Origin of the sequence: Georgenia wangjunii, assembly GCF_036421975.1 — a bacterium.
Classification (GTDB): domain Bacteria; phylum Actinomycetota; class Actinomycetes; order Actinomycetales; family Actinomycetaceae; genus Georgenia_A; species Georgenia_A wangjunii.
This window is the reverse complement of record NZ_JAZGON010000006.1, coordinates 146,988-171,449: the sequence shown is the minus strand read 5'-3', so window position 1 is coordinate 171,449 and position 24,462 is coordinate 146,988. Positions and strand designations below refer to the sequence as shown.

Below are 24,462 nucleotides of genomic sequence, written 5' to 3'. Positions count from 1 at the left end.
TCTCGCAGAGGATCGCGCCGCTGCGGCCTCATGTGCCGAGGAACACGCTGAACAGGACGTAGCAGACGGGCGCCGTGAGGACGAGGGAGTCGAGCCGGTCCATGACGCCGCCGTGCCCGGGAAGGATCGAGCCCATGTCCTTCATGCCGAGGTCGCGCTTGAGGAGCGACTCGGCCAGGTCCCCCACCGTCGCCGACGCGACGACGGCCACGCCGAGGACGACGCCCGACCACCACGGGCCGTCGAGGACGCCCGCCATCATCCCGACGCCGACGCCGCACGTGAGGAGCACCGACCCGCCGAGCCCCTCCCACGACTTCTTCGGGCTGATCGAGGGCGCGAGCGGGTGCTTGCCGAGCAGGACCCCTGCGGCGTACCCGCCGAGGTCGTTCGCGACGACGGCACCGATGAAGGTGAGGACGAGCCACGGACCAGAGTCCGCGGCGACGATGAGGACGGCGAAGCCCGCGAGGAGCGAGACGTACGCGGCGGCGAAGATGCCCGCCGAGGCGTCCCGGACGGCGTCCGGCCCCCCGCCGTCGAGCACCCGCCAGACGAAGACGCCGCCGGCGGTGAGGAGGAAGGCGACGAGCATCGCCTCCCGGCCGGCGGTGTAGGCCGAGACGATGACTCCGGCCGTACCGACCCAGAGCGGCAGCAGCGGCAGCCGGATGTCCCGGGTCTGCACCGCGCGCGCGAGCTCCCACAGTGCGGCGCACGCCGCGACGAGTGCGAAGACGACGAACGCCTCGCGCCGGATGAACAGGCTCGCGAGGAGGATACCGCCGAGGAGGACACCGACGCCGATGGCCGCGGGGAGGTTGCGCCCCGCGCGCCCGGCCGGGGGGTCGGTCGGGCGCGGCGGCGCCGGCTCCACGAGGGCACGGCGAGCCGAGGCCTCGGCCTCGCGCAGCCGGCGGCGTGAGGGCGGAACGGGGTCGGGGGTCGTCACGGCGGGGACCTGCTCAGACCTCGAGCAGCTCGCGCTCCTTGCCGATGAGCAGGTCGTCGATGACCTCGACGTGCTTCTTCGTCAGCGACTCCAGCTCCTTCTCGGCGCGGTCGACCTCGTCCTCGCCGGCCTCCCCGTCCTTCTTCATGCGGTCGAGCTCGTCCTTGGCCTTGCGGCGGACGTTGCGGATGGAGATGCGCGCGTCCTCGCCCTTGGTCTTGGCGAGCTTGACGTACTCCTTGCGCCGCTCGGCCGTCAGGGCCGGCAGGACGATGCGGATGACGTTGCCGTCGTCGGTCGGGTTGACGCCGAGGTCGGACTCGCGCAGGGCGCGCACGATCGCGGCGGTCGCGCTGCGGTCGTACGGCGTCACGAGCACGGTGCGCGCCTCGGGGATCGTCAGGGACCCCAGCTGCTGGAGCGGGGTCGGGGCGCCGTAGTAGTCCACGAGGATCTTGCTGAACATGCCGGCGTTCGCCCGGCCGGTCCGGATCCCGGTGAAGTCCTCGCGGGCGACCTCGACCGCCTTGTCCATCTTCTCCTCGGCCTCGAGGAGGGTCTCGTCGATCACCGGAGCTCCTTCGTCTGGTCCTCAACCGTCACAAGTGTGCCGATCTTCTCACCGCGCAGGGCGCGAGTGACGTTACCTGCGGCGTTCATGCCGAACACCCGCATCGCCAGTCCATTGTCCATGCACAGGCTGAACGCGGCGGCATCGACGACCCGCAGGCCGTCACGCAGGGCGTCGCCGTACGTGAGGTGGTCGAGGCGGCGGGCGGTCGGGTCGGTGTTCGGGTCGGCGGTGTAGACGCCGTCGACGCCGTTCTTGCCCATGAGCACCTCGTCGCAGTGCGTCTCGAGCGCGCGCTGCGCGGCGACCGTGTCCGTGGAGAAGTAGGGCATGCCCGCGCCGGCGCCGAAGATGACGACGCGGCCCTTCTCGAGGTGGCGGATGGCGCGCAGCGGGATGTACGGCTCCGCGACCTGGCCCATCGTGATGGCGGTCTGCACGCGGGTGCTCGTCCCGGCCTGCTCGAGGAAGTCCTGGAGGGCGAGGCAGTTCATCACGGTGCCGAGCATGCCCATGTAGTCGGCCCGGGCGCGGTCGATGCCGCGCTGGGAGAGCTCGGCGCCGCGGAAGAAGTTCCCGCCGCCGACGACGATGGCCACCTGCACGCCTGCGCGCACGGCCTCGGCGATCTCGCGGGCGACGGCGGCGACGACGTCGGCGTCGAGCCCGATGCCCCCGCCCCCGAACACCTCCCCCGAGAGCTTGAGCAGCACCCGGCGCGGGGTGGTCACGGTCTGTACGGGAGCGTTCATCGAGCGGGTCCTCCTGGGTGCTGCACCGGCGGTCGTGGGGTGGTGCACCGGTGGCCCCGGCCCCGATGAGGGACCGGGGCCACCGGTGAAGGGGTCAGGCTCCGACGCGGAAGCGGGCGAAACCGGTGACGGTCCCCCCGACTCCCTCGACGACCTTGCCGACCGTCGTCTTCGGGTCCTTGGCGAACGCCTGCTCGAGCAGGACGTTCTCCTTGAAGAAGCCGTTCATCCGGCCCTCGATGATCTTCGGGAGCGCGGCCTCGGGCTTGCCCTCGTTGCGCGAGGTCTCCTCGGCGATACGACGCTCGCTCTCGACGACGTCCGCGGGGACGTCGTCGCGCGTGAGGTACGTCGGGGAGTACGCCGCGATGTGCATGGCGATGTCCCGCGCCACCTCGGCGCCGGCGGCGTCCGTGGCGACGAGCACGCCGACCTGCGGGGGCAGGTCCTTGGCCGTGCGGTGCAGGTAGCTCGCGACCTTCTCGCCCGAGACGCGGGCGACCCGGCGCACGACGAGCTTCTCGCCGAGCGTCGCGGCGGTCTCGTCGACGAGCGTGGCCACCGTCGAGCCCTCGGTGTCCGCGGCGAGGAGCGACTCGGCGTCGCCCGCACCGGAGGAGACCGCGGCCGCGAGGACGCGCTCCGCGAGGGAGATGAACGTCTGGTTCTTCGCGACGAAGTCCGTCTCGGAGTTGACCTCGACGAGGACGCCGGCCTCGCCGGCGCCGTCGGCGACGACCTCGATGGCCACGAGGCCGTCGGAGGCCGAGCGGTCCTCGCGCTTCGCGACGCCCTTGAGACCCTTGACGCGGATGATCTCGAGCGCCTTCTCGGCGTTCCCGTCAGCCTCGTCGAGGGCCTTCTTGACGTCGAGCATGCCTGCGCCGGTCTTCTCGCGCAGGGCCTTGATGTCAGCGGCGGTGTAGTTCGCCATCAGTGGTGATCCTCCAGATCCGTTGAGTGCTCAGGCCTGCTCGGGCGTCTCGGCCGGGGCGGCCTCCGCCTCGGGTTCTGCCGTGGTCGCCTCGGCGGCGTCCTGGGCTGCGACAGAGTTGTCCGCGACCTGCGTGTCGTTCGCGCTCTCGCCGCTCGTGACGGGGGCGACGACGTCGGCCTCCTCGGCGGCCTCGGCCACCTGCTCGGCCGGGTTGACGGCGCCGGCGACGTGCTCGGCGGCCTCGACGTCGGTGGCCGGGGCGTCGGCCTGGACGACCGAGGCGGTGGCGCTCTGGTCGGCCTCGTGGGCGGCGAGGAGCTCGCGCTCCCACTCGGCCAGGGGCTCCGCCTCGGGGGCGGCGGCGTCGCCGGAGCGGCCGGAGTGGCGCGTGACGAGGCCCTCGGCCGCGGCGTCCGCGATGACGCGGGTGAGCAGCGCGACGGCGCGGATGGCGTCGTCGTTGGCGGGGATGCCGTAGTCGACGTCGTCCGGGTCGCAGTTCGTGTCGAGGATCGCGACGACCGGGATGTTGAGCTTGCGCGCCTCGGCGACGGCGAGGTGCTCCTTGTTGGTGTCGACGATCCACACCGCGGAGGGGACCTTCGCCATGTCGCGGATGCCACCGAGGGTGCGCGTGAGCTTGTCGCGCTCACGGCGCTGCATGAGCAGCTCCTTCTTGGTGAACGAGCTCGAGGCGACGTCGTCGAAGTCGACCTGCTCGAGCTCCTTGAGGCGCTGCAGACGCTTGTAGACGGTGCCGAAGTTGGTGAGCATGCCACCGAGCCAGCGCTGGTTGACGTAGGGCATGCCCACGCGCGCAGCCTGCTCGGCGACGGCCTCCTGCGCCTGCTTCTTCGTGCCGACGAACAGGATGGAGCCGCCGTGGGCGACCGTCTGCTTGACGAACTCGTAGGCGCGGTCGATGTCCGCCAGCGACTGCTGGAGGTCGATGATGTAGATCCCGTTGCGCTCGGTGAAGATGAAGCGCTTCATCTTGGGGTTCCAACGACGGGTCTGGTGCCCGAAGTGGACGCCGCTCTCGAGGAGCTGGCGCATGGTGACGACGGCCATGGCACGTCCTTCCCGTACGGGCGGGGCCCGCACGTCATGGCGGGCAGCACCCGGGCGGACTTCTCCGCCGGGCGTGCTCGCAGTTCGGTTGTCTGCGGTCGGTCTGATGACCGCCGCTCCTGGTGCCCACGACGCGCCTGCGCCCGCCCAGGGGGCGGGACCGCTGCCGGCGTGCCTCGCCGTGCTCCACCGGTCGGAGACCGGCTGCCTGGCGACAAGTGGGCGCGCGTTGTCAACCGGAGTGATCCGGTTGCGGAGGTGATCCTACCCGATCGCCCGCAACCGTTGTCACTGCGCCGGTCGGGCGCCTTCTCCACAGGGCGGGCCCGTGTGCCGTCATCCTCCGGGGCGGGCCCTGGCGCGGAGCTCGGACGACGGCGGTGCGCAGCCTGGGTCGCATGTCCGCCTCCTCGTCACTGTCCGTCGCGGCGGCGGCGCTCGCCGTGTCGGCGGTCCTCGTCCTCCAGCCGGCTGCCCGCGACCCCACCGGGTCCGCACCCCCGGCCGGGTCGACGATCTCGCGCGACGGCACGGCACCCCCGCAGACGGCGGGCGGGGCGCCTGCGCTCGCGTACGCGTGGCCCACCCTGGCCGAGGTGCCGGTCCTGCGGGCGTTCGACCGGCCGGACGCGCCGTGGGCGAGCGGCCACCGCGGCGTGGACCTCGCGCTCGCCGTCGGCGCGCCGGTCCACGCCGCGGCCGACGGCGTCGTCGCCTTCGCCGGCGTCGTCGTCGACCGCCCGGTCGTCTCCGTCCAGCACCCCGACGGCGTGCGGACGACGTACGAGCCGGTCCTGCCCGCCGTCACCCGCGGGCAGGCGGTCGCGGCGGGTGACGTCATCGGTCGTCTCGGCACGGGTGGCCACTGCGGGGCGTGCCTGCACTGGGGCGCGCGGCGCGGGTCGGACGACTACCTCGACCCGTTGAGCCTCCTGCGCGGCCGGGTCGTCATCCGCCTCCTGCCCGGGTGAGCGCTCAGGCGCGGGGGTGCGCCTGGGCGTAGGCGGCGCGCAGACGTTCGGCGGAGACGTGGGTGTAGCGCTGGGTGGTCGCGAGCGAGGTGTGGCCGAGGATCTCCTGGACGGTGCGCAGGTCCGACCCGCCGCTGAGGAGGTGCGTCGCCGTCGAGTGCCGCACGCCGTGCGGGGCGAGGTCCCGCACGCCCGCGAGCGCCGTGAGGGCGTGGACGCTCTCCCGCACGGCACGCACCCCGAGGCGCCCCCCGCGAGCGCCGAGGAAGAGCGCCGCCGGCGACGCGGGGCTCACGAGGGCCGGGCGTCCGCGCTCGAGCCAGGCGTCGACGGCCCGCGCCGCCGGGATGCCGTAGGGCACGACGCGCTCCTTGGCGCCCTTGCCGAGCACCCGCACGGTGCGCTCGCGACGGTCGACGGCGTCGACGTCGAGGCCGACGAGCTCGCTCACCCGTACGCCCGTCGCGTAGAGCAGCTCGAGCGCCGCCCAGTCCCGCAGGTGCGCGGGATCGCCGTCGTCGGCGCGGGCCGAGGCGACGGCGAGGAGGTCCGCCGCCTCGTCCTCGGCGAGGACCTCGGGGACGCGTGTGTCCGGCCGCGGGCTGCGCAGGCGCAGGCCGACGTCGGCGGGCAGGTGGCCCTGCCGGTGCGCCCAACCGGTGAAGGTGCGGGCGGCCGCCGCGCGCCGGGCGAGCGTCGCTCGGGACCGGCCGGCGCGGGACTGCGCGGCGAGCCACGCGCGCAGGGCGGTGAGGTCGAGGCGCGCAAGGTCGGGCGGCGCGTCACCCGTCGCGGTGAGGTCTGGCACGGCGTCGCTCAGCGTCGCGAGAAGCGACGCGACGTCGGCGACGTAGGCCCGCACGGTGTGCTCGGACAAGCCGCGCTGGAGGGTGAGGAAGCGCGCGAACTCCGTGAGCAGGTGCTCGGGCGGCGCGGGTGTGGTGGGCACGTCCCTACGGTGGCCCGCGTGCCTGACGAGGGCAAGGGACCGCGCCGGGCCGCACGGCGGGCCGTGCGGCCAGGCCGGTGGTCCGCCGCCTCGCCCGGGCCGTCCGCCCGGCCCGCCGGGTGGTTCCCGCCCTCGCCCAGCGGGCTGTCCACCGGCGTCCACTCACCTCGGCGGGCCGCGCCCCCCCGACCTGCTGTCGGCGCGCCCCCGCGCAGTCCGCGTCGCACGTCAGCGTCCGCTCGTCCGGGCCCGGCGCCAGCCGGCGCCGTCGCGCTCGATCCGGCCCGCGAGCTCGAGCGTCCCGAGCGCCGAGCGGACCTCACCCGGGCTGAGGCCGCTCGCGCGCACGAGGTTCCCCGTGGCGGCTGTCGCCCGCACGGGCAGGGCGTCGAGGAGCCGCGAGGACACGGGGTCGAGCTCGTCGAGCAGCCCCGCCTGGACGGCGCGTTCGGGGGCGAGGTCCTCCCCCGCGGGGGCGACGAGCTCGAGGACCTCCGCGGCGTCCGTCACGCACACGGCGTCCGTCTCCCGCAGGAGCCGGTGGCAGCCGGCCGACGCCATCGACGTGACCGGGCCCGGCACGGCACCGACCGGGCGCAGGAGGACGGCCGCGTGGCCGGCCGTGCTGAGGGCCCCGGAGCGCCACGCGGCCTCGACGACGACGCACCCCTGGCTCAACGCCGCGATGAGGCGGTTGCGCTGGAGGAAGCGGTGGCGGCTCGGGGCGCTCCCGGGCGGCGCCTCGGCGACGACGGCCCCGGTGGCGAGGACCTCCTCGAGCAGCCGGGTGTTCCCGGCGGGGTAGAGGCGGTCCACCCCGCCGGCGAGGACCGCGACGGTCACGCCACCGACGCTGAGTGCCCCGCGGTGCGCGGCGGCGTCGATCCCGTACGCCCCGCCGGAGACGACCCCGACCCCGCGCTCGCTGAGGCCGAGGGCGATCTGGGCGGCGACGTGCTCGCCGTAGCTCGTGCTCGCGCGGGCGCCGACGACCGCGACCGACCGGCGCACGGCCCGCAGGCCCTGGCCGCGCACCCACAGCGCCACGGGCGCCGCCGCGCCGAGGTCGGCCAGGCCCGCGGGCCACTGCTCGTCCCCGTCCACGACGAGGTGCCCGCCGAGCGCGGCGAGGACGTCGAGCTCGCGCCGGATGTCGAGCCCGGCCAGGCGCGGCGCCCACCGCGCCACCGCCTCGTCCGAGGGCGTCGTCGCGCCGCGCCCGCCCGCCCCGGTGCCCCCGCGCCGTGCCGCGTGGAGGACCCAGTCGAGCGCGGCCACGGGCCCGAGGTGGGCGAGGAGCGTCCCGGCGGCCCCGTCGCCCGGCTCGGCCAGGCGGCTCCACGCGGCGGCGGCGAGCCGGGGGTCGGTGGCGTCGAACGGCAGCCGTTGGTCGCTCGTCTGCTCAGGCACGGGTGCCTCCTCTCGTCCGCAGGCTCAGCGCCGCCCCGATCTGCGCCGCCCGGGGACTCTCCTCGCCGTCGAGGTCCGCGAGCGTCCAGGCGAGGCGGAGCACGCGGTCCATCCCGCGCAGGCTGAGGGCACCGCTCTCCATCGCGCGCTCGAGGTCGCGCCGCATGGGTGCGGTCAGCCCGCCCTCCCGGCGCCGCAGCCACGCGCCGGGCACCTCGGCGTTCGTCCGCCACGGCATGCCGGCCCAGCGTGCCCGTTGCGTGGCCCGGGCGCGGCGGACCCGCTCGGCGACCGTCGCGCTCGTCTCCGGCGTCGCCGAGACGGACAGCACGGCCCGGGTCACCGCCGCGACGTCGACCTGGATGTCGATCCGGTCGAGGAGCGGCCCGGACAGGCGCGCGAGGTACCGGCGCCGTGCCATCGGTGTGCACGTGCACGACAGGCCCTTGCCCGCCGCGTTGCCGCACGGGCACGGGTTGGCGGCGAGGACGAGCTGGAACCGCGCCGGGTACCGGGCGGTCCCCCGGGCGCGGTGCAGGACGAGCTCCCCGTGCTCGAGTGGCTGGCGCAGGGTCTCGAGGACCCGGGGTGAGAACTCCGGGGCCTCGTCGAGGAAGAGCACCCCGCGATGGGCGCGTGACGCGGCGCCGGGACGCGGGATCCCTGAGCCGCCGCCGATGACGGCCGCCGGCGTCGCCGTGTGGTGCGGGTCCTCGAATGGCGGGCGCCGCACGAGCCCGCCGGCCGCGTCGAACGTGCCGGCGACGGAGTGCACGGACGTGACCTCGACGGCCTCGGCGTCGGACAGGTCCGGCAGGAGGCCCGGCAGCCGGGCCGCGAGCATCGTCTTGCCCGCACCGGGCGGACCCATGAGGAGGAGGTGGTGCCCGCCCGCCGCTGCGACCTCGAGGGCGAAGCGTGCCTCGTCCTGTCCGAGGACGTCCGCGAGGTCCCCGGCCGGTCGCGGCCTGGGCGCGGCCCCGCCGTCCGCCGCGCCGCCCGCCGCCGTGCCGGGGACGACCGCCTGCCCGCCGTAGTGCCGGACGAGCTCCCCCAGGTGCGCGACGCCGTGGACCCGCGCGCCGGGGACGAGCGCGGCCTCGGCGACGTTGCCCTCGGGCACGACGACGTCCCGGCGTCCCTGGGTGACGGCCGCCGCCACCGCGGGCAGGACGCCCCGCACCGGGTGGACCCGCCCGTCGAGCCCGAGCTCACCGAGGTGGACGGCGCGACCGGCCTCGGCGGCGCCCGGCAGCCCGTCGGCCACGAGGCACGCGACGGCGATCGCGAGGTCGAATCCCGACCCCGCCTTGGGCAGCGAGGCCGGCGCGAGGTTGATCGTGCGCCGCCGCGAGGGCCAGGCGACGTGGCACGACGCCACCGCGGCGCGCACGCGCTCGCGCGCCTCCGACAGCGACGCGTCGGGCAGCCCGACGAGCGTGAACGCCGGCAGGCCGTCGGCCACGTGCGCCTCGACCTGGACGAGGTGTCCGGCGAGCCCGACGAGCGCCACCGACCACGTGCGGCCGAGCCCCACTCAGACCACCGCCCGCAGGTGCTCGACCCTCGCCGGCCCCGACGGCTGCGGCCACACCGCGACGACGTCGATCCGGACCCCGGCGGCGTGCTCGTCGTGAGCCGCGAGCCACGCCGCCGCGAGCCGCCGCAGCCGCGCGGCCTTGCGCCCGACGACCGCCTCGGCCGGGTGCCCGAAGCGCGCCGACGACCGCGTCTTCACCTCGACGAAGACGATCTCGTCCGCAGCCGGGTCACGCGCGACGATGTCGAGCTCCCCCTCGGGGCACCGCCAGTTCCGCTCGAGGACCTCGAGGCCCGCCTGCGTGAGCATCATCGCGGCGACCCGTTCGCCGTACGCACCGACGGCGTCCTTCGCTGCGGCCATGGCAACCACCTCCGCCGCCAGCCTGGCCCGCACCGGCGACACCGCCCAGGGTCACCGGACGCCGGTGTGGACGTCGCGGCGCGACGCGAGGCTGGGGAGGAAGCGCGCCTGACCGCGAGAGAAAGGACGGGCAGCTCAGCTGAGCCGGTCGGGCATCCGCAGCTCGGCCTTGGCGAGCTCCTCGACGTTGACGTCCTTGAACGTCACGACGCGCACGGAGCGCACGAACCGCGCGGAGCGGTAGACGTCCCACACCCAGGCGTCGCCGAGGGTGAGCTCGAAGAAGACCTCACCGCCGGCCGTGCGCACCTGCAGGTCCACCTCGTTGGCGAGGTAGAACCGCCGCTCGGTCTCGACCACGTAGGAGAAGAGCCCCACGACGTCCCGGTACTCGCGGTACAGCCCCAGCTCGAGCTCGGTCTCGTAGTTCTCCAGGTCCTCAGCGCTCACGTGCTCATCATGCCTCCTCCGGCGACGGCGGCGCCCACGGCGTCCTCCTCGCGGGCCGGCAGGCGCCAGCTGCGGCGGTGGAGCGGGGACGGGCCGAGGCGCCGGAGCGCGTCGACGTGCCAAGCCGCCCCGTAGCCCTTGTTCGCCGCCCAGCCGTAGGCGGGGTGCTCGGCGTCGAGCTCGACCATCATCGCGTCGCGCTCGCACTTGGCGAGGACGCTCGCCGCCGCGACGACGGCGCACGTGAGGTCCGCCTTGACCTGGGTGCGCACCGGCACGAGCGGTGCCGCACCGGCGGCGTCGGGCACCACGGCGAAGAGGTCCTCCTGCGCGGGCGGGGTGAGCCAGTCGTGGATGCCGTCGAGGACGACGACATCGGGCACGAGCCCCTCGGCAGCGAGCGCGGCGAGCGCCCGCGTCCCGGCGAGCCGGAGGGCCGCGATGATGCCGACCGCATCGATCTCGGCCGGGCTCGCGTGCCCGACGGCGGCGCCGGTGCACCACGCGCGGATCGGCCCGCACAGCTCCTCGCGGATCGCGGCGCTGATGAGCTTGGAGTCGCGCAGCGCGCCGGGGTGCCGGCCCGTCGCCTCGTCGACGACGGCGACGCCGACGCTGACGGGGCCGGCCAGCGCGCCCCGCCCGACCTCGTCCATCCCGGCGACGAGGCGGTGCCCCTCACCGAGGAGGCGGCGCTCGAGGCGACGGGTCGGGGTACGGGCAGCGGGAGGCACGCGCCCATCGTAGGCAACGCCCGGCCGTGCCCGGCCCGCCGCGCGCGGTCCCGCGCCGGAGAGGCTCAGGGCTCGGGGACCTCGGCGAAGACGTCGCCGGGGTTGCGCAGCAAGCCCCAGCTGTCGACCGGCCAGAGGACGACGAAGGCCTTGCCGACGACGTTCCCCATCGGCACCGCGCCCCCGCCGGCGCGTCCCTGGTGCGCGCGGGAGTCCTGCGAGTTCGAGCGGTTGTCGCCCATGAGCCACACGTGGTCCTCGGGCACAAGGCGCTCGAACTCGGTGTCGCTCGGCGACACCCCGGGATGGAGGTACGGCTCGTCGATGCCCTCGCCGTTGACGGTGAGCCGGCCCTCGGCGTCGCAGCAGGCCACGGTGTCCCCGCCGACGCCGATGATGCGCTTGATGAGGTGCTCGCCGGCGTTGTGCGGGAGCAGCCCGATGAACGTGAGGACGTTCTCCGCCCCCCGCTGGAGCACGTTGCGGGTGTCCGGGGGTGGCTCGCCGAGCCAGCCGCCCGGGTCGACGAAGACGACGACGTCCCCGCGGTGGACGTCGAGCGGTCCGGGCGCGAGCTTGCTCACGAGGACCCGGTCGCCCACCTCGAGCGTCTGCTCCATCGACCCCGAGGGGATGAAGAACGCCTGGACGAGGAACGTCTTGATGAGGATCGACAGCACGAGCGCGCTGGCGAGGACCACGACGGCCTCGCGGAGCACTCCCCCGCGCTTGGCCGGTGCTCCGGCGGGCTCCGCCTCGTCGTCGGGCCGGCGGAGGTCGTCACGCTGGCGCCGGGGCGGCGCGTCGGGCAAGCCGTCGGTGACGCCGTCGTCCTCGTCGTTCACGACGTCGACCGCTCCTCTCGCCTACCCCTGGAAAGGCCACCTGCCCAGCTCTGGCGAGCCGGGCAGGTGGTATCGCGCGTACGCCTCACTTCGAGGTGACGTCGCGCTTCTCCTTGATCTTGGCCTTCTTGCCGTGCAGCGCGCGCAGGTAGTACAGCTTCGCGCGACGGACGTCGCCGCGGGTGACGACCTCGATGTGGTCGATGCTCGGGGAGTGCACCGGGAAGGTGCGCTCGACGCCGACGCCGAAGCTCACCTTGCGGATGATGAAGGTCTCGCGCACGCCGGCGCCGGAACGGGCGATGACGACGCCCTGGAAGACCTGGATACGCGAGCGGCTTCCCTCGACGACCTTGACGTGCACGCGCAGCGTGTCACCGGCGCGGAAGGCGGGGACGTCGTCGCGGAGCGAGCCCGCGTCGATGTGGTCCAGGGTCTGCATAGTGTTCTCTTCCCGCCGGTGCCACAGGTCACCCGCGCTTCTCAGGGCAGCCGGGGGCTGCTGACGTTGTCGGTTGGTGCGACGCGTCCGGCTGGCGCCGCTCCCCTGTGGCAGACACGGCGAATAGTGTCGCGGACGCGCGACCGGCTCATTCTGCCACAGTGCGCGCGGTGCTCGCGAAGACGAGCGCCATGACGACGTCGTCCTCGAGGACGTCACCGACCCGGAACTGCCGCGCGCCGACGACGGTGAACCCGTGCCGGGCGTAAAAGCGCCGGGCGCGGCCGTTGACCCGGTTCGTGCCGAGCCACACCCGGTCCGGCCCGCTCGCGCGGGCCACGTCGAGGGTGGCGGTGAGGAGCACGTCGGCCAGACCGGTGCCCTGGTAGGCCGCGTCGATGTAGCACTTGCTCAGCTCGGCGGTGGAAGGCGGCCCACCCGGCTCATCCGGCTCACCGGCAGGGTCGGTCTCTCCGGGGGCGGCCGAGTCGTGGACGAGCATCGTGTAGCCGACGGCGCGCGCGGCGCCGCCCAGCTCCTCCTCGGCGAGGAGGAGGACGCGGGCGGGGTCGGCCAGGTACGCGGCGAACCGTGCGGGGTTGAGGGAGTCCGTGACGAAGGCGGCGATCGAGGCGTCGTCGAGCGTGGGCGGGCAAGCGAGCGGGAACGTCCGGGCGGCGACCTCCGCCAGCACGGGTGCGTCGGCGGCACCGGCGCGGCGCACACGCACCTGGCGCAGGGCGTCGGACGCGGCGAACCACCCGAGGCCGGCGAGGACGCGCCGGTCGTGGGCGTCGAGGTCGGCGGGCGCCAGGGCGGCGAGGAGGTCCGGGCGGCGCTCGGCGGTGCGGCGCAGCGCCTCGTCGCGCCGCCAGCGGGCGACCTTGCCGTGGTGCCCGGAGAGGAGGACGTCGGGGACGGCGAGCTCCTCCCACACCGGCGGCTTCGTGTAGACGGGGTACTCGAGCAGCCCGGCGGCACCGTGGGACTCCTCGACGAGCGAGAGCGGGTTGCCGATGACGTCGGGCAGGAGCCGGGCGACGGCCTCGACGACGACGAGCGCCGCCACCTCCCCCCCGTTGAGGACGTAGTCCCCGATGGAGACCTCGCGCACCTCGACGTCGCGCCGCGCGCGGTAGTGCTCGGTCACGCGCGCGTCGATGCCCTCGTAGCGCCCGCAGGCGACGACGAGGTGCTCGGCGCCCGCGAGGTCCTCGGCGGTGCGCTGGGTGAACACCTCGCCCGACGGCGTCGGCACGAGGAGGACCGTGCGGCGGGCGCCGACGGCGGCGTCCCCGCCGTCGGGGTCGCCGTCGCCCGGGTCCCCGGCGCGGCCGCCGGCGAGCACGTCGTCGAGCGCGAGGCCCCACACGTCCGGGCGCATGACCATGCCGGCGCCGCCGCCGAACGGGGTGTCGTCGACGGTGCGGTGGCGGTCGGCCGTCCAGTCGCGCAGGTCGTGCACCGCTAGGTCGAGGAGGCCGTCCCGTCGCGCCTTGCCGACGAGGGAGAGGTCGAGGGCGTCGAGGTAGGCCGGGAAGATCGAGACGACGTCGATGCGCACGTCAGGCGCCCTCGCCCGTGCTCTCGTCGCCGCGCACGCGCGCACCCGCGTCCGGGGTCGCGTCGTCCGCGGGCAGCGGGTCGCTCGCGAGGAGGCCGCGGGGCGGGTCGACGACGACGCGCCCGCCCGCGACGTCGACGACGGGGACGATCTGGCTGACGAACGGCACCATCGACCGCTCGCCGCCCGCCTCGGTGACGACGAGGACGTCGTGCGCCGGCGGGTGCTCGACAGCGGCGACCGTGCCCAGCACCCGGCCGTCGACGTGCTCGACACGCAGGCCGACGAGCTCGTGCGGGTACCAGGCGTCGTCGTCGTCCGCGGCGTCGTCGGAGTCCGTGTCGACGACGAGCGCGGTGCCCCGCAGCGCCTCGGCGGCGGTGCGGTCGGCGGCCTCGGCGAAGCGCACGTGCCAGTGCCCGCCCTGGTTCGCCACCTCGGCCACGGTGAGGGGCCCCCGGTCGCGCGGGTCGGTCACGAGGACCGCCCCGGTGGTGAACCGCTCCTGGGGTGCGTCCGTGCGCAGCTCGAGCCGCACCATGCCGCGCAGGCCCCGGGGCGCGCCGATGCGCGCGACGATCAGCTCCACGTCCGTCCCCTCGATGTCATGTGTGGTGCGCTCGGGCGCACCGGTGATGTTCTAGCAGCGGGTGGACCGTCCACGGAAGCACGGTCAGGACTCGGCGAGCACCCCGAGGACAGGGTTCCACGCGCGGAACGTGCGGTGCGTGATGAGGTGCGCCCGGTGGAACGGGTCGTCGTCGAGCAGGCGCGTGGCGTGCTCGACGTCCTGCGCCACGACGAGGAGGAGCGCCCCGGGGGCAGCGTTGTCGAGCCACGGGCCCGACGCGAGGAGCTCGCCGGACTCGACGAGACCGGCGAGGTACTCCCGGTGCTCGGGCCGCAGCGTGGCGACGTCGTCGGTGCGGGCGGAGTCGTAGGTGTACTCGACGGCGAAGATGGTCATCCCCCGACCGTAGCCCCGCGCAGCACCCGGGGCAGCCGCGACGCCGTCGGCCGCCGCGCGGGCACGGCGCCGGCACCGCCACCGGCGCCGGGTGAGGCCGTGGTCCCCGGGCGGCAGGAACGCGAAGGACCCCCGGGCCGGTCCGTCCCCGGGGGGCTCGGGCCGGACCCGGAGGCCCTCTCGATCAACGCGCTGGCCACCCGTGGGGGGGCCGGTGGTGCCTCAGCCGCGGTCGGCGTCCGTGTCGACGACGTCGACCCGGACGGGGCCGTCCGTCGACAGCGCACCGACGACGGTGCGCAGCGCGCGGGCCGTGCGTCCCTGCCGCCCGATGACGCGACCGAGGTCGCTCGGGTGGACACGGACCTCAAGCAGCTCGCCGCGGCGCAGTGAGCGCCCGGTGACAGTGACGTCGTCAGGGTTGTCGACGATGCCCCGCACCAGGTGCTCGAGGGCGTCAGCCAGCATCGGTCTCGCCGTCGGCCGGCTCGGTCGCCTCGGCGGGTGCCTCGGCAGCGGCGGGGGCGGACGCGGCGGCCTTCTCGGCGTCCTCCGCGGCGCGCGCCTTGCGCTTCTCGGCGTCGTCCTCGGCGGCCTTGACGGCGGCGGCCTTGGCCTCGGCAGCGCCCTCCGTCGTCGAGTCCTTCGTGCGCAGGGTGCCCTCGGTGCCGGGCAGGCCCTTGTGCTTCTGCCAGTCACCGGTGATCTTGAGCAGGACCTGGACCTGGTCGCTCGGCTGGGCGCCCACGGAGAGCCAGTACTGCGCGCGCTCCGAGTCGATGTCGATGAGCGAGGGCTCCTCGGTCGGGTGGTACTTGCCGATCTCCTCGATCGCCCGGCCGTCGCGCTTCTTGCGGCCGTCCATGACGACGACGCGGTAGTACGGCGCACGGATCTTGCCCATGCGCTTGAGACGGATCTTGACTGCCACTGTGGTGGTCGCTCCTGGTTCGTGGGGGTGGACCGCGCCCGTCCCCGGTGGGTGTCGGGGTTGAGTCTGGTCCTGGACACGGCTGCGGGACGGAGAGAGGGGCCGTCCAGGCCGAGTACAGCGAGTCATTCTGCCAGACGCCGGCCACATGCCCAACCTCCAGGGGTGTCCGCGGCCCGCGGGGTGACGGATCCGACACCCCGCGGCGCGGTGGCGTCACGGGCGCCGGCTCACGACCAGCGGAACAGCTTCGCGGCGAGCGGGTAGAGGACGGCGACGTACCCGAGCATGACGACGACCTGGAGCGCCGGGAACCCGTCGGAGAACCACGCGGCGGTCATCGCCTGGCTCGCGGCGCCGAGCGGGGTGTAGGAGCCGATCGTCGCGAGCGTCTCGGGCATCATCGGCCCCGGCGTCCACATCCCGGCGAAGAGGAGCATGGGGAAGTAGACGAGCATCCCCAGGCCGGACGCGGCGCTGCCCTTGGGTGCGCGCGCCGCGATGAGCAGGCCGACACCGAACATGGCGGCCGCGCCGAGCAGGAACGCGAGCACCGCCACGGCCGGCTGCTCGGGGGCCGGCGAGCCGAAGACGACCGCGGCGATGACGAGGGCGAGCACCGCCGCGGCGGCGAGCGCGGCGATGTTGACGGCCACCTGCGCGACGAGGACGCCCTGGGGGCGCATGGGGGTGGTCGAGAGGCGGCGCAGGATCCCCTGCTCGCGGTAGGTGGCGAGGAAGACCGGGAGCGTCGTCAGGGCCGGTGTGGCGATGGCCGTGGCGAGGACGACGGGCGTGAAGATGTGGATCGGGAGCATCCCGGCCCACGGCTCGGCGAGGTCCGTGATGCGCTCACGCATCCCGGGGATGGCGAACCCGATGCCGACGAGGAGGATGCTCGGGAACGCGAGGGCGAAGAAGGAGCCGCCGGCGTCGCGGAGGAAGAGGCGGGCCTCGGCGGCGGTGAGGGCGCCGAGCCCTCGGGGCGAGCGGGTTGCCGTCAGGGTGGTCATGGCGCGACCTCCTCGGTCTGGATGCTGGTGGTGGAGGACCCGGTCACCTCGACGAAGACGTCCTCGAGGGTGCGGGAGATGGTGCGGACCTCGGTGGGGATGACGTCGTACCGGGCGAGCTCGACGATGGCGGCCGGCAGGACGCGCTCGCTCCCGCTCACCTCGTACTCGTCGCCGTCGCGGCGCACGGCGTGGACGTCCGGGAGCGCGAGCAGGGCGTCCGCGGCGGCGGGGGCGTCGTCGGGCAGCCGCATGCGGAAGGCGCGCTCGTGGCTCGCGCCGCGGATGAGCTCGACGGGCGAGCCGGAGGCGACGACGCGGCCGTCGTCGATGATGACGAGCCGGTCGCACAGGCGCTCCGCCTCGTCCATGAAGTGGGTGACGAGGACGACGGTGACGCCGGTGTCGCGGACCCGCTCGATGAGCGCCCACGTGTCGCGCCGGGCCTGCGGGTCGAGGCCGGTGGTCAGCTCGTCGAGGATCGCGACCTGCGGGTTGCCGATGAGGGCGAGCGCGATCGACAGGCGCTGCTGCTGGCCGCCGGACAGGTCCGCGAACGCCGTGCCCTTCTTCTCGCGCAGCCCGAGGAGGTCGAGCAGCTCCTCGGGGTCCGCCGGACGGGGGTAGAACGCGGCGTAGAGCTCGAGGGCCTCCCCCACCCGGAGCTTGGCCGGCAGCTTCGCCTCCTGGAGCTGGATCCCGACGTGCTCGCGCACCGCGGCCGGGGTCCCGCTGGGGGTCCGTGCCGAGGAGGCGGACCGTCCCGCCGTCGGCGTGGCGCAGGCCGGCCAGGCACTCGACGGTCGTCGTCTTGCCGGCCCCGTTGGGACCGAGGATCCCGAAGATCTCGCCGCGCTCGACGACGAGGGAGACGTCGGCGACGGCGACCTTCTCGCCGTAGGTCTTGCGGAGGTGGTCGATCTCGATGACGGGACTCATGGCGTGCTCCGATCCGAGGTTGAGGCGGCCGCGCACTCAGGTGGTGACGCGGTGGATGGCGACGTCGCGGGCCAGCCGGTGGAAGGCGAGGGCGCCGAGGGCGATGAGGAGGACCCGCGCCGCGGCGAGCGCGAGCGGCGAGGTGAAGAGGGCGAAGGCGCTCCACCCCTCCTCCGCGGCATCAGCCACGAGGAGGGAGGCGTACACCGGCGCCACCGTGAGCGGCAGGAGCAGGGTTCCCCACCACCCACCGAACCGGTAGTAGGCGATGCCGACGAGGAGCCCGCTCACCTGGGCGGCCAGGAAGATGAGCGCCATGTCGAGCAGGCCCGCGGCGAACCCGTCCTGCCACGCGGCGAAGCCGTCGTCGCCGGCTGTGTGCGGCCATCCGAGGCGTGCGAACAGCGCGCCCTCGGCGAGCAGGGCCAGGTTGAGAACGAGGGCGTACGCGCAGGCGCTCACGACGACGGTGACGAGCTGGGCGCGGATGAACGCGCGCCGGGTCATGCCGTTGGCGACGTGCACCCCGAGCTGGGTGGTGGCGAAGATGATGGCGGTCGCGAACGGGAACCACGTGGCGCCCTGCGCGGCGAACTGCACGATCGACATCTCCACCGTCGCGACACGGTCGACGACGATGAGCGCCGCCGTCACGCCGACGGCGACGATGACCCAGAACCAGGCGGCGAGGACGAGGTTGGCGCCCAGCGACCAGGCGGCCGCGCGGCGCCACTGAGGACCACGCCGGGTCCGCCGCGGGTAGGTGAAGAGGCCACCGCTCGTGGGTGAGGTGAGGGTGCTCATGATGCTCCTGAGGTGAGGTGGACGAACAGGTCCTGCATGCTGACGGGGCCGACCTCGAACCCGTCGTCGGCGAGGCGGGCCCGCACGGGCTCGGTGAGGTCGCCGAGGACGGTGACCTCCGCCGTCGGGCCGAGGTCGCGACGCCCGAGCACCTGGAGGCCGTCGACGGCGGTGTCCACCCGCGCGGCCGGGCCGACGACCGTCGCCCCGCGCGAGCGCAGCGAGTCGGCGTCCTCGGCGAGGAGGACCCGGCCGTGATCGAGGACGAGGACGTTCTCGAAGAGCCTCTCGACCTCGCTGATGAGGTGGCTCGAGAGGATGATCGTGCGCGGGTTCTCGACGTAGTCGGCGAGGAGCGCGTCGTAGAAGCGGTACCGCGACGGCGCGTCCATGCCGAGGTAGACCTCGTCGAAGATCGTCAGCGGTGCGCGGGACGCGAGGCCGATGACGGCGCCGACGGCGGAGCGCTGGCCGCGCGAGAGGGTGCCGGGCCGCTTCTTCGGGTCCAGCCCGAACAGGTCGAGCAGCTCGCCGGCGTACTCCGCGTCCCACGTGGGCCGGGCCGCGGCGACGACGTCGAGCGTGGCGCAGATCTTCTCGTCCGCGAGCACGTCGCCGCTCTCCCGCACGAGGCAGACCCGCTCCATGACGCGCTCGTTCTCGAACGGGTCCTCCCCGTCGACGAGGACGGTGCCGCCGGTCGGCCGGCGCAGGGAGGCGAGGATCGACAGGAGCGTCGTCTTGCCCGAGCCGTTCCGCCCGAGCAGGCCGGTGATGCCGCCCGGCGCGAGCTCGACGCTCGCGTGGTCGACGGCGCGGGTGTCGCCGAAGTGGACGCTGAGGTCGCGGACCTCGACCGAGAAGCCGGTCATGCGTGCGTTCCCTTCTCGTAGGTGGATCGGATGTAGCCGAGCAGGTCGTCGGCGCTCAGGCCGAGCGCTCGCGCCTCGGCGAGGACCGGGTCGAGGTGGTCGGCGAGGAAGCTGCCTCGCCGCTGCTCACGAAGCCGCTCGCGGGCACCGTCGGCGACGAACATCCCGACGCCGCGCTGCTTGTAGAGCACGCCCTCGTCGACGAGCGCCGCGAACGCCTTGGCGGCCGTGGCCGGGTTGATGCGGTACGTCGTCGCGTACTGGGTGGTGGACATGACCTGCTCCCCCTCCGCGACCGTCCCTTCCAGGACCTGGCGCCGCAGCTGCTCGGCGATCTGCACGTAGATCGGCGTCGTGGCGTCGAACATGCTCACCTCGGTTCAGTGGTTCATTACAACAGCAATGAACCACTGAACCGCCGGGGCGTCAAGTGGCTCCTGGACCGAGGGCCACGACCGCCTGGACTCGGCGGTGGGGCTCCGACGTCTGTGCGCCTCGACGCGCGCTGTGCGCCTGGTGCACCACCAGCACAGCGCGTGTCGAGGCGCACAGACCCCGCGAGGTGCCTCGCCGGATGGCGGGCGGGCCGCACGCGCTGGCCGGGCGGGGCGCGCTGTGCCGGGTCGTGGCGGGTCTGGCGGGAGCCGCGAGGAACGAGCGGCGGAGGGAAGACCCGGCGCGGCGCGCCCCACCCGGCACCCCCGGCCGGGCCAGCGACTTACGGACCAGCTAGTACCGCACGCCGCGCAGGACGACGGCGCTCGGCCGCGCGAGGACGGCGATGTCCTCGCGGGGGTCCTCCGGGTAGACGACGACGTCCGCGCTCGCGCCCTCGACGAGCCCCTCGGCGCCGAGGAACGCGCGCGCCTCCCACGTCGCGGCGGCGACGACGGCGGGCGCCGGCACCCCGGCGCGGACCACCTCGGCGAGCTCGGCCGGGAGCGACCCGTGCGCGATGGTGCCGCCGGCGTCGGAGCCCATGAGCAGCGGCACGCCGGCCGCGTGCAGCGCCCGCACCTGCTCGTGGCGCCGCGCGTGCATCGCGCGCATCCGCCCGGCGTAGACCGGGTACTTCTCCCCCGCCTGGTCGGCGAACGCGCCGAACTGCGCGACCTGGAGCAGCGTCGGCGTCACGGGGACGCCGCGGCGCGCGGCCTCGGCCATGTGGTCGGCGTCCATGCCGGTGCCGTGCTCGATGCCGTCGATGCCGGCGTCGAGGAGCGGGCCGATCGCCTCGTGGGAGAACGCGTGCGCCGTGACCCGGGCCCCGTTCTCGTGCGCGGCGGCGATCGCGTCGGCGAGGACGTCAGCGGGCCAGAGCGGGCGCAGGTCCGCCTCGGCGCCCTCGGACCGGTCGATCCAGTCGGCGACGATCTTGACCCAGCCGTCGCCGTCGCGCGCCTGCTCCGCGACGGCGTCGGGCAGGTCCCCCACCCGGTCGAGCTCGAGGCCGTAGTTGCGCAGGTAGCGCTTGGGGCGCGCGAGGTGGTGCCCGGCCCGGAGGAGCCGCGGGAGGTCGCCATGCTCCTGCACCCACCGGTTGTCCATGGGCGAGCCGGCGTCACGGACGAGGAGCGTCCCCGCGTCCCGGTCCGCGAGGGCCTGGGCGAGCGCCTCGTCGGTGCTCACCTCGCCGTCGGGCCCGAGGCCGATGTGGCAGTGGACGTCGACGAGCCCGGGCAGCACCCACCCCTCGAGGACGACGGCGCCCGCCGCGCCCGGCGGGGGCGTCGCCGTGAGGACGCCGTCCGCCACCCAGCACTCGTCGAGCTCGGCGTCCTCGCCCGCGACGACGACGCCGCGCAGGTGCAGCACCTCGCTCATGCTGGCTCCTTCCGAGCCGGTGGGGCTAGCGCCCGAGGAACTTCTCCAGGCCGGCGGGCAGCTCGAGGTCGCTGGGGCGCGGACCGGCGCCGGCATCGGTGGGCGCGACGCCGAAGGCCGACCCCGCGGGGGCGGCGGGGCGCGCGGGGACGTCGCGCTCCTGCTGGGCGCGCTTGGCGGGGTTGCCGGACTTGCCCTTCTTGCCCTTGCGCTGCGGCGGCGGTGCCATGCGGCCCTTGGACTTCTTGCCGCCGCCGGGGAGCTGGCCCATCCCGCCGGGCATCTTGCCGCCGGACCGCGCCATCTGACGCATCATCGTCTTCGCCTGGTCGAAGCGCTCCATGAGGGAGTTCACCTCGGCCACGGTCGTGCCGGAGCCGCGGGCGATGCGCGAGCGCCGTGAGCCGTTGAGGATCTTGGGGTTCGTGCGCTCGGCCGGGGTCATCGAGTGGACGATCGCCTCGACGCGGTCGACGTCGCGCTCGTCGAAGTTGTCGAGCGCCTCGCGCATCTGACCCATGCCCGGGAGCATCCCGAGCATCTTCTTCATCGAGCCCATCTTCTTGAGCTGCTGCATCTGGTCGAGGAAGTCCTGGAGGGTGAAGTCCTCCTCCCCCGCGACCTTGGCGGCCATGCGCTCGGCCTGGTCGGCGTCGAACGTGCGCTCGGCCTGCTCGATGAGGGTGAGGATGTCGCCCATGTCGAGGATGCGTGAGGCCATGCGGTCCGCGTGGAACCGCTCGAAGTCTCGCAGGCCCTCACCGGTCGAGGCGAAGAGGACCGGCTGACCCGTGACCTTCGCGACCGAGAGCGCGGCACCGCCGCGGGCGTCGCCGTCGAGCTTGGACAGGACGACGCCGGTGAAGCCGACGCCCTCGGCGAAGGACTGCGCCGTCGTCACGGCGTCCTGGCCGATCATGGCGTCGAGGACGAAGAGGATCTCGTCCGGCTGGACGGCGTCGCGGATGTCCGCCGCCTGCGCCATGAGCTCGGCGTCGACGCCGAGCCGTCCGGCGGTGTCGACGACGACGACGCTGTACTGCTTGTCGTGGGCGTGCGCGAGGCCGGAGCGGGCGACGTCGACCGGGTCACCGACGCCGTTGCCCGGCTCGGGGGCCCACACGGGGACGCCGGCGCGCTCACCGACCACCTGGAGCTGGGTGACCGCGTTGGGCCGCTGGAGGTCCGAGGCGACGAGGAGCGGCGTGTGGCCCTGCTCGCGCAGCCACAGGCCGAGCTTCCCGGCGAGCGTCGTCTTGCCGGCGCCCTGGAGGCCCGCGAGGAGGATGACCGTGGGCGGGCGCTTCGCGAAGTGGATCTCGCGTGCCTGGCCGCCGAGGATCTCGATGAGCTCGGCGTTGACGATCTTGACGATCTGCTGGCCGGGGTTGAGGGCGGCCGACACCTCGGCGGACATCGCCCGCTCCCGGACGGCGGCGGTGAACTGCCGCACGACCGGCAGGGCGACGTCGGCCTCGAGGAGGGCACGGCGGATCTCGGCGACGGTCGTGTTGATGTCGTCCTCGGTCAGCCGCCCCTTGCCGCGCAGGGAGCGGAAGGTGGTGGTCAGGCGGTCGGACAGGCTGGCGAACAACGACTTACCTCGCCTCGTTCGAGAGGGACACGGTCAAGGACCCAGGATATCCGCCAGGGCGCCCGCGCGGGTCACCGCGCACCCGGGCCGCCCGCGCACCAGCCGCACGGGTGCCCGGGGCCGGCCCCACGGGGCCGGCCGCGTCGTCCTCCGGGCGACGCTCTACCGCAGCACCTCCCGCACGCGCTGCGTGAGCTCGTCGACGAGGCGGGCCCGCCACGCCGTCCACGCGGCCGGGCCGGCCGCGCTCGCGTCGGCCTCGGTGAGGAGACGCAGGACCTCGAGCACGTCGCGCCGCCTGCCGACCGCGGCCGCCACCCGATCGACGACGGCGGGATCCGCGATGTCCTCCCGCGTCGCCGTCTCCGACAGGGTCAGGTGCTCGCGCACGAGGACGACGACGACGTCCGCCACGTCCCGCCGCACGCCGATGCGGGCGAGGACCGGGCCCACACGCTCGGCGCCGGCCGCCGAGTGGTCCACCGCGCCCGCGACCTTGCCGATGTCGTGGAAGAGCGCGCCGAGGAGGAGCGCGTCCGCCAGGCCCCCCTGCGGGACCCACACGTCTTGCGCCCCCGCGTCGCGGAGCAGCTCGGCGGCGTTGGCGGCGGTCTGGACGAGGTGCCGGTCCACCGTGTGGCGGTGGATGGGCGAGCGCTGGGGGCGGTTGCGCACCGCCGCCCACTCGGGGATCCACCGCGCGACGGTCCCGGCGAGGTCGAGCGCCTCCCACACGGGCACCTGCGCCTGCCCGCTGGCGAGCAGCTCGAGGAGGTGCTCGCGCGCCGGCACCGGCCACGGCTCGGGCAGGGCGGGCGTGGCGGCGAGGCTGTCGAGCGTCACCGGCGAGAGCGGCAGGCCCAGACGCGCGGCGGTCGCCCCCGCCCGCAGTGCGAGGACGGGGTCGGTCCCCGGCGCGGCGTCGAGGCCGAGGACGAGCTCGCCGTCGTGCTCGACGAGTCCCGCCCCCACCGACCGCAGCCGCGGGGCGACCCGGCGCCCCCGGACGACGAGGGGGCCGCGACGCCCCGGCGCCGGGCGGCGCAGCGCCTGCCGGGCGTGGCGCACGGTCGTGTCGAGGGCGGCGGAGACGACGCGTGCGGACTGAGCGAGGTCGGCGAGGAGCTCGTCGGCGTCGCCCGCCCCCACCCGTTGCGCCACGGCGTCCGCGTCGACGAGGAGGAGCCGGTTCGTGCGGCGCCCGGCGACGAGGGCGAGGGCGTCGCGCACGTCGAGGAGGTGCGTGTACGCCGCGTCGAGCTCCCCGTGCGGGCGGTCCGTCAGCCACGTGGCCGCGAGCGCCTTGACGACGATCGCGTCGCGCATCCCGCCGCGGGCCTCCTTGAGGTCCGGCTCGATGAGGTACGCGACCTCGCCGTGCCGGTCGGCGCGCTCGCGCACGGAGGTGAGCAGCTCGGGCAGGCGGCGGCGGGCCGCCGCGCGCCAGTCCTCGAGCAGGGCCGTTCGCGCCCGGTGGACGACGACGCCGTCCCCGGCGACGGGCCGCAGGTCGAGCAGCCCGATCGCGGAGGTGAGGTCGGCCAAGGCCACGCGCCGGCACTGGGCGAGGCTGCGCACCGAGTGGTCGAGGTCGAGGCCGGCGTCCCAGATCGGGTACCACAGCGACTCCGCCAGCTCGGCGACCTGCGCCTCGGCGAGGGTGCGCCCGTCGTGGACGAGCATGAGGTCGAGGTCGCTCGTGGGGCCGGCGTCGCGCCGCCCCTGGCTGCCGACGACGGCAAGGGCCACGCCCTCGACGTCCCGGCCGCCGACGGCGCGTCGCCACAGGTCCGCGAGCGCGGAGTCGACGAGGTCGGACAGCGCCCGCCGGTACGGCCCGCCCGCGCCGGCCCGCGGCGCGGGCACCTCGAGCCGGGCGCGGCGCAGGTCCCCCACCGAGATGTGGGGGACCTGCGCCGCGCGGTCGGGCGGACTCGCCGCCCCGTCCCGCACGTCCACCGTCAGAA

At 74.7% G+C, this 24,462-nt stretch carries 26 protein-coding genes and 1 pseudogene; 1 reads left to right on the top strand and 26 read right to left on the bottom strand.

Going from position 1 to position 24,462, the window contains the following annotated elements; genetic code table 11:
* Window positions 1-28: 28 nt before the first annotated feature.
* The 5 genes from V2J63_RS10950 to rpsB form a co-directional block, all read right to left on the bottom strand.
* Window positions 29-877: a phosphatidate cytidylyltransferase gene (locus V2J63_RS10950; protein WP_434056474.1), complete on the bottom strand. Its 849-nt coding sequence runs from the start codon at window positions 875-877 to the stop codon at window positions 29-31.
* 88 nt (window positions 878-965) lie between these two features.
* Complete coding sequence (gene frr / locus V2J63_RS10945; protein ID WP_331231066.1) at window positions 966-1,523, bottom strand: ribosome recycling factor; 558 nt, start codon at window positions 1,521-1,523, stop codon at window positions 966-968.
* The gene (gene pyrH, locus V2J63_RS10940) at window positions 1,520-2,275 is read right to left on the bottom strand and encodes a UMP kinase (RefSeq protein ID WP_331231065.1); all 756 of its coding nucleotides are present in this window, start codon (window positions 2,273-2,275) and stop codon (window positions 1,520-1,522) included. Before pyrH ends, frr begins: the two co-directional genes overlap by 4 nt.
* A gap of 94 nt (window positions 2,276-2,369) precedes the next feature.
* The gene (gene tsf / locus V2J63_RS10935) at window positions 2,370-3,209 is read right to left on the bottom strand and encodes a translation elongation factor Ts (RefSeq protein WP_331231064.1); all 840 of its coding nucleotides are present in this window, start codon (window positions 3,207-3,209) and stop codon (window positions 2,370-2,372) included.
* A 30-nt stretch (window positions 3,210-3,239) separates the two neighbouring features.
* Window positions 3,240-4,283, bottom strand: a complete 1,044-nt coding sequence (rpsB, locus tag V2J63_RS10930) for a 30S ribosomal protein S2 (protein WP_331231063.1) — start codon at window positions 4,281-4,283, stop codon at window positions 3,240-3,242.
* A 398-nt stretch (window positions 4,284-4,681) separates the two neighbouring features.
* On the opposite strand from rpsB, the gene V2J63_RS10925 reads away from it, so the two are divergent.
* Window positions 4,682-5,254, top strand: a complete 573-nt coding sequence (locus tag V2J63_RS10925; protein ID WP_331231062.1) for a M23 family metallopeptidase — start codon at window positions 4,682-4,684, stop codon at window positions 5,252-5,254.
* Between the two features lie 4 nt (window positions 5,255-5,258).
* Here V2J63_RS10925 and V2J63_RS10920 read toward each other — a convergent pair whose 3' ends face one another.
* From V2J63_RS10920 to V2J63_RS10815, 21 genes and pseudogenes are all read right to left on the bottom strand, one after another.
* The gene (locus V2J63_RS10920; protein WP_331231061.1) at window positions 5,259-6,203 is read right to left on the bottom strand and encodes a tyrosine recombinase XerC; all 945 of its coding nucleotides are present in this window, start codon (window positions 6,201-6,203) and stop codon (window positions 5,259-5,261) included.
* Window positions 6,204-6,431: 228 nt separating this feature from the next.
* Entirely contained in the window at window positions 6,432-7,613 is a 1,182-nt protein-coding gene (dprA, locus tag V2J63_RS10915; protein ID WP_331231060.1) for a DNA-processing protein DprA, read from the bottom strand.
* A complete protein-coding gene (locus tag V2J63_RS10910; protein WP_331231059.1) occupies window positions 7,606-9,150 on the bottom strand; it encodes a YifB family Mg chelatase-like AAA ATPase in 1,545 nt (514 codons plus the stop codon). Before V2J63_RS10910 ends, dprA begins: the two co-directional genes overlap by 8 nt.
* A complete protein-coding gene (locus V2J63_RS10905) occupies window positions 9,151-9,516 on the bottom strand; it encodes a YraN family protein (protein WP_331231058.1) in 366 nt (121 codons plus the stop codon). It lies immediately after the preceding gene.
* Between the two features lie 135 nt (window positions 9,517-9,651).
* Window positions 9,652-9,966, bottom strand: a complete 315-nt coding sequence (locus V2J63_RS10900; protein WP_331231057.1) for a DUF2469 domain-containing protein — start codon at window positions 9,964-9,966, stop codon at window positions 9,652-9,654.
* On the bottom strand, window positions 9,963-10,700 hold the full coding sequence (rnhB, locus tag V2J63_RS10895; RefSeq protein ID WP_331231056.1) for a ribonuclease HII: 738 nt from the start codon (window positions 10,698-10,700) through the stop codon (window positions 9,963-9,965). Before rnhB ends, V2J63_RS10900 begins: the two co-directional genes overlap by 4 nt.
* Window positions 10,701-10,765: 65 nt before the next feature.
* Window positions 10,766-11,545 (bottom strand): signal peptidase I, encoded by a 780-nt coding sequence (gene lepB, locus V2J63_RS10890; protein ID WP_331231055.1) that lies wholly within the window; start codon window positions 11,543-11,545, stop codon window positions 10,766-10,768.
* Between the two features lie 85 nt (window positions 11,546-11,630).
* Window positions 11,631-11,987, bottom strand: coding sequence for a 50S ribosomal protein L19 (gene rplS / locus V2J63_RS10885; protein ID WP_331231054.1), 357 nt, complete (start codon window positions 11,985-11,987; stop codon window positions 11,631-11,633).
* Window positions 11,988-12,135: 148 nt separating this feature from the next.
* Entirely contained in the window at window positions 12,136-13,551 is a 1,416-nt protein-coding gene (gene trmD, locus V2J63_RS15875; RefSeq protein WP_491062236.1) for a tRNA (guanosine(37)-N1)-methyltransferase TrmD, read from the bottom strand.
* A gap of 1 nt (window position 13,552) precedes the next feature.
* Complete coding sequence (gene rimM / locus V2J63_RS10870) at window positions 13,553-14,140, bottom strand: ribosome maturation factor RimM (RefSeq protein ID WP_331231053.1); 588 nt, start codon at window positions 14,138-14,140, stop codon at window positions 13,553-13,555.
* Window positions 14,141-14,224: 84 nt separating this feature from the next.
* On the bottom strand, window positions 14,225-14,518 hold the full coding sequence (locus V2J63_RS10865; protein WP_331231052.1) for a YciI family protein: 294 nt from the start codon (window positions 14,516-14,518) through the stop codon (window positions 14,225-14,227).
* Window positions 14,519-14,740: 222 nt separating this feature from the next.
* Entirely contained in the window at window positions 14,741-14,986 is a 246-nt protein-coding gene (locus tag V2J63_RS10860; RefSeq protein ID WP_331231051.1) for an RNA-binding protein, read from the bottom strand.
* The gene (gene rpsP / locus V2J63_RS10855) at window positions 14,976-15,449 is read right to left on the bottom strand and encodes a 30S ribosomal protein S16 (protein WP_331231050.1); all 474 of its coding nucleotides are present in this window, start codon (window positions 15,447-15,449) and stop codon (window positions 14,976-14,978) included. Before rpsP ends, V2J63_RS10860 begins: the two co-directional genes overlap by 11 nt.
* 230 nt (window positions 15,450-15,679) lie before the next feature.
* Window positions 15,680-16,462, bottom strand: a complete 783-nt coding sequence (locus V2J63_RS10850) for an ABC transporter permease (protein WP_331231049.1) — start codon at window positions 16,460-16,462, stop codon at window positions 15,680-15,682.
* A pseudogene (locus V2J63_RS10845) lies at window positions 16,459-17,401 on the bottom strand (ABC transporter ATP-binding protein). Before V2J63_RS10845 ends, V2J63_RS10850 begins: the two are co-directional and overlap by 4 nt.
* Window positions 17,402-17,437: 36 nt before the next feature.
* Window positions 17,438-18,205: a hypothetical protein gene (locus V2J63_RS10840; RefSeq protein WP_331231048.1), complete on the bottom strand. Its 768-nt coding sequence runs from the start codon at window positions 18,203-18,205 to the stop codon at window positions 17,438-17,440.
* Entirely contained in the window at window positions 18,202-19,077 is an 876-nt protein-coding gene (locus tag V2J63_RS10835) for an ABC transporter ATP-binding protein (RefSeq protein ID WP_331231047.1), read from the bottom strand. The genes V2J63_RS10840 and V2J63_RS10835 overlap by 4 nt, the downstream gene beginning before the upstream one ends.
* Entirely contained in the window at window positions 19,074-19,445 is a 372-nt protein-coding gene (locus V2J63_RS10830) for a GntR family transcriptional regulator (RefSeq protein WP_331231046.1), read from the bottom strand. The genes V2J63_RS10835 and V2J63_RS10830 overlap by 4 nt, the downstream gene beginning before the upstream one ends.
* Before the next feature lie 361 nt (window positions 19,446-19,806).
* Window positions 19,807-20,901, bottom strand: coding sequence for an amidohydrolase family protein (locus V2J63_RS10825; protein ID WP_331231045.1), 1,095 nt, complete (start codon window positions 20,899-20,901; stop codon window positions 19,807-19,809).
* Window positions 20,902-20,926: 25 nt separating this feature from the next.
* Window positions 20,927-22,495 (bottom strand): signal recognition particle protein, encoded by a 1,569-nt coding sequence (gene ffh, locus V2J63_RS10820; protein ID WP_331231044.1) that lies wholly within the window; start codon window positions 22,493-22,495, stop codon window positions 20,927-20,929.
* Window positions 22,496-22,657: 162 nt separating this feature from the next.
* Window positions 22,658-24,454 (bottom strand): [protein-PII] uridylyltransferase family protein, encoded by a 1,797-nt coding sequence (locus tag V2J63_RS10815; protein ID WP_331231043.1) that lies wholly within the window; start codon window positions 24,452-24,454, stop codon window positions 22,658-22,660.
* Window positions 24,455-24,462 lie beyond the last annotated feature (8 nt).